The organism is Rhodococcus sp. T2V, from assembly GCF_029269925.1.
GTDB lineage: Bacteria > Actinomycetota > Actinomycetes > Mycobacteriales > Mycobacteriaceae > Rhodococcus_F > Rhodococcus_F koreensis.
Genome location: NZ_JARJBD010000184.1, coordinates 1 through 8290, shown reverse-complemented (window position 1 = coordinate 8290; position 8290 = coordinate 1). Strand labels below are relative to the sequence as shown.

Genomic DNA, 8290 nt, shown 5'->3' with positions numbered 1-8290 from the left:
CAGCTACACTCACTGCAACAGCCAGGTGTTGCGACGACCGATTGAATCCGCCTTGAGAGCCCGCATCCGAGTGGTGAATAGTCCTCTCGCGCAACGGATTGCCTTGCATCGACCGCAGCATGCAGGCGTGATTCACCGCCCGCTCTACGAACGCGGTTTCCTTCGACGTCGACACCTCCCAACCGACGATCGTGCCGGCGAACGCATCGATCACGAACGCGGTGTACGCGAAGCAGGGCACCATCCGCACGTACGTGAAGTCGGCGACATAGAGCGCATCGGGCCGGTCGACCCGGAAGTTCCGATCGACCAGGTCCGGTGGCCGCGGCGCCGACGGCTCCGCGATGGTGGTGCGGACCCTCTTCGTCCGGGTGGTGCCGCTGATGACGCTCGGCGAAAGTGCTCAGACTTGCTCGGTGAAAGTGCCCACCTGTGAGCGGTGATTACTGTAGCGGTTGGCGGGGTGTGGTGGTGGCTTTGCGGAGGTTTTCGGAGCGAGCGTGATGATCACGAAGGCGGTAGGAGTCCCCGTCCAGATTGAGCACCACGGACCGGTGCAGTAGCCGGTCGAGCATGGCCGCGGCGACGGTGGTGTCACCGAGGACCTGGCCCCACTCGCCGACACTGCGGTTTGTTGTCATGATGATCGATGTCTTCAAATACCGTTGCGTGACAACCTGAAACAGCGCCGACGCGGCCTCACCGGGCAACGGGAGATAGCCCAGTTCATCGACGACCAGCAGGGTGGGGCCGGCGAAGAACCGCATCGTCGTCGCCCACCGGCCCTCGATCGCGGCCCGGTGACAGCGGGCGGCGAGGTCGGCGGCGGTGGTGAAATAGGTGCGGTAGCCGGCGTGCACCGCCGCCCGCGCCAGCCCGACCGCCAGGTGTGTCTTGCCTACTCCCGGCGGGCCGATGAGCAGCAGGTTCGTCGCGGTTTCGAGGTAGCGGCAGGTGCCGAGCTCTGCGATCAGCTTCCGGTCGAGGCCCGCGGCGGCGTCGAAGTCGAAGTCCTCGAGCGACGCCGGGGTCGGCAGGCACGCGAACCGCAATCGTCCGGCCAGTCGGCGGGCCTCGGTCGCGTCGACCTCGATCGAGAGCAACTCCTCCAGGGTGGCGGTCATCGACAGGTTGTTCCGTTGGGCGCGGTCGAGGACCGCGGGCAGGGCTTCGGCGGCGTCGTGGAGTTTGAGGACAGCCAGGTGCCCGCGCAGGCGTTGGTAGAGGCTGGCCGCCTCGGCGGTATTCGGCGCCGGAACCGTATCGGCGGTGGGTGTGGTGGTCATGCGAGGGTGTTCCTTCCGTGGGCGGCCCGCTCGTAGGCGGACAGGTCGATGACCGTTGATGTCGTTGCAGCCGAGGGTGATTCGACCTCACTCGATGTCGTGGTGGTGGTTCCAGTGATGTTGCGGCGCAATGCGTCCGCTGCGGCGATCGCCTCGGGTCCGGGTGGGATCCGTTCCTTCCGGCGGTGTGGGCGCCCGGCGGACCCGGCGGCGGCCATGGCCACCTGCTCGAGCGCGTAGACATGACCGTGATCGCGGACGATCACCCCGGCACCGTCCGGGGCGAGGCGGTGGCGGGCGATGGTGATCTGCGCGGTGGTGACGATGTCGATCACCTCCGATCCGAGGACTTGGGTGACGGTGACCTGGGCCGACGCCAGCTCCGGGGGCACCGAGTACCGGTTGCCGCGGTAGGACACCAGCGCCTGCCGGGAGGCGGTCCGGGGTTCGGTGAGAATCGCCGGATACGGTGTGGCCGGCAGCGCTGACAACGGTTCGGCGCCGCCACGGTCGCCACCGAGGCCTTGCCGTCGGCGGTGGCCCGCATCCGGGTGTCGCCCCGCAGCCGGCAGAACTCGTCCACTCGTTGCTGAGCCTGTTCGACGGTGACGTCGTCCGGCAGTGTGCGCCACCAACGTTGGGCAGCAGTATGATTGGCCTTCTCGACCACCCCTTTGCGGTTCCCGGCTTTGGGCGGGCAGATCGCCACCGAAACGCCGTAGTGCTTCAAGACGCCGGCGAAGCTCGCGGTCACCCGTCCCGAGTCCGGATGGCAGACGGTGGCCATCCGATCGAACCGCCACACCCTCGTCACACCGCCGAGCCGGCGGCTGACCCGGTCGAGGCCGTCGACCAGATGCGGCTGGGTCATCGCCGGCGCCAGGATCCCGCGCCAGCGCCCCGAATGTGCCAGGGAGCCGACCAGCAGGTGCGCCGCCCCACCCCACCCCCACGAGTCGGGTGGATTGGGCAGGTCGACCCAGTCCCACTGAGTTTCCTCACCAGGTGGATGGTCGATTATCGCGTTCGCCCGGTCGGTGGCGGTAGCGCAGGCCTCGCATACCGGGCGGAGTTTGCGGTCGCGGATCTGCCGGGTCAGCGTCGGATACGACAACCGGTAGCCGAGGTCCTCGAGTTCGTCGCACAGGGTGCGGGCCCACAGGTGCGGATCCTCGGCGAGCCGGCAGGTGACGTACTCGACGAACGGTTCGAACGGGTCATCACGTGCGGGTTTGCGGACACCGGGTGTGGTGACGCCGTTGATGTAGTTGCGGATGGTGCGGCGGTTTCGTCCGGTGTGGCGGGCGATCGCCGAGATCGTCCAGCCCTGTTTGTGCAGTGCGTGTACTTCCACGTCTTCCTCCCATGTCAGCATGAGATTGCGGGTCTCCTTCGGGTCGCTGGTGCGTGGTCAGAGACCACCAGCATCGAGGGAGACCCGCCCTCATCGCACCCTCCCCGACCAACGACCCGAGCGCGGGGACCGATCGGATCTGCACGTTGTGGATAGAGTTGCGCAGCTCGAAGATCACTCTCAAGTTGATCTGAAGGCGGTCCAGTTCCGCGAGATCGTCGGTCTCTGTGGGTCTGTCGCTGAATCGGTTTCCAACGTTGGTGATGTACCACTGCGCATGCAGTTTGGCGTTCTGGACGTTCTTTGGATCCAAGCCGAGGGCCACGTGCAAGCCGCGGGCGATCACGTCGACCCCACCGCACAACAGAAGCAGCAGGTGATCGAAGTCGTCCATGCAGTCCTCGCGCACCGGTGCTGTGAGGTAGCTACCTAAGCTCCAGATGATGTCGTCGCGGCTCTCGAGTGCGCGGGCAAGACGACTGATGGCCGTCAAATACCGCGACTGCACGTCGGCACCGACCTCCGATGTCGAGCCAGCCGCCGCAACTCGTGCTTCCCATCCACGCAGTGCCGGCGCCAGGGCGTGAACCGCCTGCTCGTAGTAGTTGTGGCGGCTGTGCTTTAAATTGAGCAGACGCCCGGATAGGAAGATGTGCTGGCGGCGCAGGTAGTGGGCGAGAACAGGAACCGCCTCGGCGCGGGAGACCACCACGACCCGGTCGTGCACCGGCAAGAGCCGGCACCCGGCGACCGGCGATTCGGAGACGAGGAGGTCGAATCCGGCGTCACGTGCAACCTCGGCCAAAATCGCCTGGGTTACCGCATCGTTCAGACGGAAGGCGCCGCGGTCCCGCCGTTCAAGGCGACGGTACGTCTGCACCGTCTCCCAGATCTGCATCTGCGGTTGAGTGAATCCGTACGCGGCCGTGGTGGATGAGCCGTCCGGATGCTCGTCCTTGTCATTGCTCGACCAGGTGTACACCGGTCCGCCCGCAGCCGCGATGGTGTGACAAACCTTCAGAAATCCGGATCGGGCAGGTGTGGAGAAGTCGGTCGACACGATCGTGCTGGCCTCGACGGCGAGCGAGAACACCCTCCAATGCCCGACAAGTGCCTCGAACAGCTGGACGTGCGGCATGTCATGCTGAAGATGCTCGACGTCCAGGAGAACGCGGAACTTGCGCGGGCTGGGGCGATGGATGAACAGGTCGCCCTCGTCCTTGGTGGGTGACGGCTCCTCCCGATCCTTTCGGCGGAGGGGATCGTCGCTGTTCTCGTGCAGCTCACGGAAGATACGCATCACGACATTCTGCTGCACCTAAATTGCCAATCCGAAGGTCGCCGCTTCTCATCCTGGCCCACTGTGGACCCCCAGAGGGCGGGCTGCTGGCTTTCCCATCGCAACACTCGACGATACTCGACAACTTATGGTTCTCGTGCTGCGATGCACCGACAAGATCAACCTCCCCGCCGCCGAGCCTGACCCTTAGCCTCGGGCTTTCACGCTGGTCATGCCCCGGCCGCGTGTTGATCATGAAGAAAGGCTCTCTGAACTGCAAGAATATGGCTTGCTGAGGGCCGATATTCACTGCATTCGAGGAGCCCTTTCTGGCGGGCAAGTCCACTTCGTGGTACCCGTCACTGTCCGTTGACCCCACCGGAACTGGTGTCGTGTCGCACCCCGGGACGGTGTTGTTGCTACGCACCGCAGAGAAAACTGGTCTGACGACCGCGTTGTCGAGTGCGCTCGAGCCGTGGCGTAAACCGACGACCTCCCACGATCCGGGCAAGATCATCGCCGATCTGACGATGGCACTCGCCCCGGGCGGCGACTGCCTGGCCGATATCGCGCTGCTGCGGGAAGAGCCCGCAGTCTTCGGCCGGGTCGCGTCCGATCCCACCGTCTCGAGACTGATAGCCGCATTGGCCGCTGACGCTCCGAAAGCGTTGGCGGCATCAACTCCGCCCGCTCGACAGCCCGACGGATCACCTGGAACGCCGCCGGTGAACAGGCTCCCGACCAGATGCGCGGCGTGAGCGCACAGTGAAGGGTCCTCGACACTGGTCGCCAACTGTGAACGGCGCCCTCTTGATGTTCGCCCTGTTTCCTGCTCGCAGGGGTCGCGAATCTGATGTTCGATGACCAGCCGACCAGCTCGAGTCGACGACCACGACCACGACCACGACCACGACCACCCGCCCATATCAGACGCCGGCAACAACAGCCCGACCACGTGTCACCTACGTCGCACCCGCGCCACCGCCGACATACGCGCCACCACCGGTCTACGTCAACCCAGACGTCGACCTACCGAGTCCGTATGCATCGGGCACCCAATCCGATGCGCATTCCAGCCCCCGGACCACGGCGAGGTGTCAGTGACCCTGCAGCTCAGTATCATTCACGCGAATGACAAGTTTCCGGCGGATCTCGCGTTCCGACACAGAAGACCGCCTCTGCCGCGTCCCAAGGGAACAGTGCCGCTGATTTGCCGGACAGCCGATTGAGCCCCGGAGCTGGGCACCCCGCCCACCACAACGCTGAGGCGCCTGAAATCCGCTGGTGCGGGTCTTACGCTGCGGCACAGCCGCAGCGTGCGGTGCCGTACGCCCATACCCTGCCGCCCGTACAAGGCCCTCACGTCGACATGTGTATACCGGCCATCCTCACATGCACTCATTATTGCCGTGACCTGCAGCAAGCTCTGTGACATTGGAGGATCAGCGGCACTCCGGCCTTCCCCCCACGCCTCGCTGCCAGCAGTCGATCCGTCAGGAAGCACTGCCGAATACGTCACATCAGAGGAAAGTCCGCCGCGCCAACAGATGTCGCATGTTTTCTCGCGTAAGATTCCGCTGCCTCTAACGCCAGAGGTTCAGAGCGTCGGCTGGCCAATCCTGCCGGGTGGGGAGAATCTGTTGATTCGTCGGATCGCGAAGATCGGCAACTACCGTGCGTTTCAGGATTGGCACAATCCCGGAGACTCAGCGCCCTTCCGTCGTGTGAATGTGGTGTACGGGCCGAACGGCAGTGGAAAGAGCACCCTCGCGACGCTGTTCGAATCCTGCTCCCAAGGCACTCTTTCGGGCGTCAACCTGCGCATCGCCTACCAAGACGACGGCAGTCCGGAAACTACGCTGAACGAGAATTCGCAGGAATTCTGGCGGAGTGTTCACGTATTCAACAAGAGCTACGTGAATCGGAGTATGCGATTCGACCATGAGGACGGGCCGAACCCCGACAGTCTCCTCACCCTCGGCGAGGAGAACATCCACGCCCAGGCAGAGCTCGAATCCGCCCTGGCCAGACGTGCAGAACTCGAAGCCATCCAGGCCAGCCGCAAGGCCAGCATTGTCTCGGAGACGAAACAGCTGGACACGGCACTGCAGCGCACGGCCCAGCTGGTTGTTGAGGAACTGAGCGCAGTCGATCAGTACCGGGCGACGAACGTCTATCACAAGGGATCGGTCCGAACTCGACTTCAGGCGGACCGTGGGGTGTTCTCGTCTGCTTCGGTGGACGTCGAAGGCGATCTTCAGATCGTCGGTGCACCCCGGCAACATCCAGTCACAGCTGTCACCGGGCCCGCAATCGCCGGCAACGAGGTTGTAGCGGAGGTTCGCGCACTTCTCGAAGCCGAGGTGACCGTAGATGCCATCGCGGCTCTCAAAGGACATGAGGAGCGGGCCCAATGGGCCCAACGAGGGATAGCACTGCATGAACACTCGGACTCATGCTACTTCTGCGGACAACCGCTGACCGAGACACGCCGCGGGCAGCTAGAAGCTCACTTCGACTCCGCCCTCCAGCGCCTGCAGTCGCGAATCGACAGCACGATCAACAAGCTTCAGCAGGCCGCAGCCACTGCCGACCAGCTCGCGGAATCCCTTCCCCGCCCCACCGAGGTCTACCCAGAGCTCGCCGATGACATGCTCTCTGCCGCCGACGCATACCGAACCGCGGCCAAGACGTTTAAACACCACCGTCACAGAACTCGTCAGCCGCCTACTCTCGAAACGCAACAATCCATTTCAGACGTCCCAACTGGGTGCCGACATCAGCTTGACACCCCCAGAACTGGACCCGATCAACGCCATACTCAGCACACACAACGCTCGGTGCGCCAGCCACCAGTCCGATGCGAAGGCGGCCGCCACACGAGTTGAGCTGCATCGCGTCGCCGAACTCCAGGCCAAATTTGACGAGTTGACCACGTCGATCAAACAGGCAGAAGACGACCGCACCACGGCACAGGACGAGCTGCGTACACTGGCCGACCGGATCGTCGAACTCAAAAAGGTCGACGCCAACCCCGTTCCCCTCGCTGACGAACTCACCACCAACGTCCGACGACTTCTCGGTCGAAATGAGCTTACGTTTCGCACCGCTGGAGACGGCCTGCGCTATCACATCGAACGCAACGGGTCGCCGGCGAAGAATCTCAGTGAAGGCGAATGCACGGCGATCTCGCTCCTGCACTTCCTGGCCCGCCTGCGGTCAGGTGAGATCGCGAAAACCGAGCCCACCGTGATCATCGACGATCCAGTCTCGAGTCTCGACCAGGACATTCTGTTCGGGGTTTCGGCACACATCTGGGCCGAGCTTGTTACCCGCACGACCGCGCGACAGGTGTTCATTCTCACCCACAACTTCGAACTCTTCCGCCAGTGGCTGATCCAACTCAAGTCCGCAGAAAGGCACATGCGGGGCGGTTGGACCGCTCATACGCTGGAGGGACGCCATGACGGAACGCGGCGTGTCCCGACCCTGCAAAAATGGACAACAGACAAAAAAGAGAGTGCTCGACTTCGATCGCAGTACCACTACCTCTTCTCACGCGTAGCGAAGGCTGTCACCGACGCCCACACCGGCAACCTCGCGCTGCACGAAAGAATGGACATACTCGCCCTAGCCCCGAACTCCGCACGCCGAATGCTCGAAGCGTTCCTCAGCTTTCACTTCCCGCAACACATCGGCGACTTCCACGGCGGCATGCGGGCAGCCATACAGTCAATCGACGACGGCCCCGCGCGAGTGCGTATCGAACGGTATCTCCACTCCCACTCCCACAACGAAGAAGGCGACATCGGCAAGCCCCTCGACGTCAGCGAAGTCGCAACCGTCATCGCATCGCTTTTTCACCTGATCCGGAAACTCGACACGAATCACTACAACGCCATGTGCGAATCACTTCAGATTGACGGCGCAGCACTCGTCGCCATCGCAGAATTTGATTGATTGACAGCGTCGCGGCTGTTCGCAGCTTCAGTAGGAGTAGTCGCCGATACCCGTGCCAGCGCCAGGTGATGCCCAGTCGGCCCCACACGTCGAAACATCGTTCCGTGGAATGGCGCGAAAGCCGCTGACATCATCCGACTCTGGCGGCTGCCGCTGACTTCTGACCAGCGGTTCGTCCGTCAGGTGCTCGCCGCAATGGCGCACCCGAATCCAGTAGGCTCTATTTCCGTGCCCCCAGTCTTCAACAGCGCACGGAAGAGTGACCGTCCGCTCTCCGGGTATCTTCAATCGGCTCTTACCGATAGCCAGTTGCCCAACAACCTCCAGTCATGCAAGACGCTCGACCAGTTGGACGAGTTAGCGCGGATTTCCGTGTAGTTGATTAGGGGCAACCCGTTTTCGGGCCGAAGT

At 63.4% G+C, this 8290-nt stretch carries 4 protein-coding genes and 4 pseudogenes; 4 read left to right on the top strand and 4 right to left on the bottom strand.

What is annotated here, in order from left to right:
• The 4 genes and pseudogenes from P3H15_RS52265 to P3H15_RS52250 form a co-directional block, all read right to left on the bottom strand.
• A pseudogene (locus tag P3H15_RS52265) lies at positions 1-370 on the bottom strand (DDE-type integrase/transposase/recombinase); the annotation flags it as partial.
• 73 nt (positions 371-443) lie between these two features.
• On the bottom strand, positions 444-1286 hold the full coding sequence (gene istB, locus P3H15_RS52260) for an IS21-like element helper ATPase IstB (RefSeq protein WP_276144537.1): 843 nt from the start codon (positions 1284-1286) through the stop codon (positions 444-446).
• Positions 1283-2550, bottom strand: a pseudogene (locus tag P3H15_RS52255) (IS21 family transposase). The gene istB and the pseudogene P3H15_RS52255 overlap by 4 nt, the downstream one beginning before the upstream one ends.
• The gene (locus P3H15_RS52250) at positions 2507-3700 is read right to left on the bottom strand and encodes a hypothetical protein (protein WP_276144536.1); all 1194 of its coding nucleotides are present in this window, start codon (positions 3698-3700) and stop codon (positions 2507-2509) included. The pseudogene P3H15_RS52255 and the gene P3H15_RS52250 overlap by 44 nt, the downstream one beginning before the upstream one ends.
• Before the next feature lie 39 nt (positions 3701-3739).
• On the opposite strand from P3H15_RS52250, the gene P3H15_RS52245 reads away from it, so the two are divergent.
• The 4 genes and pseudogenes from P3H15_RS52245 to P3H15_RS52230 all read left to right on the top strand — a co-directional run bounded on the left by P3H15_RS52245 (position 3740) and on the right by P3H15_RS52230 (position 7879).
• Positions 3740-3871, top strand: a complete 132-nt coding sequence (locus P3H15_RS52245; protein ID WP_276144535.1) for a hypothetical protein — start codon at positions 3740-3742, stop codon at positions 3869-3871.
• 377 nt (positions 3872-4248) lie between these two features.
• Positions 4249-4661: pseudogene (locus tag P3H15_RS52240) on the top strand (transposase); the annotation flags it as partial.
• A gap of 805 nt (positions 4662-5466) precedes the next feature.
• A pseudogene (locus P3H15_RS52235) lies at positions 5467-6609 on the top strand (AAA family ATPase); the annotation flags it as partial.
• Positions 6566-7879 carry an AAA family ATPase gene (locus P3H15_RS52230; RefSeq protein ID WP_276144534.1) on the top strand — a complete coding sequence of 438 codons (1314 nt, stop codon included), beginning with the start codon at positions 6566-6568 and terminating at the stop codon, positions 7877-7879. The pseudogene P3H15_RS52235 and the gene P3H15_RS52230, both read left to right, overlap by 44 nt.
• Positions 7880-8290: the final 411 nt, after the last annotated feature.

Excerpts from the sequence above, each read along its gene's own strand:
- P3H15_RS52245 (WP_276144535.1), top strand. The coding sequence starts at position 3,740 with ATGCCCGACAAGTGCCTCGAACAGCTGGACGTGCGGCATGTCATGCTG.
- P3H15_RS52230 (WP_276144534.1), top strand. The coding sequence starts at position 6,566 with ATGACATGCTCTCTGCCGCCGACGCATACCGAACCGCGGCCAAGACGT.
- istB (WP_276144537.1), bottom strand. The coding sequence starts at position 1,286 with ATGACCACCACACCCACCGCCGATACGGTTCCGGCGCCGAATACCGCC.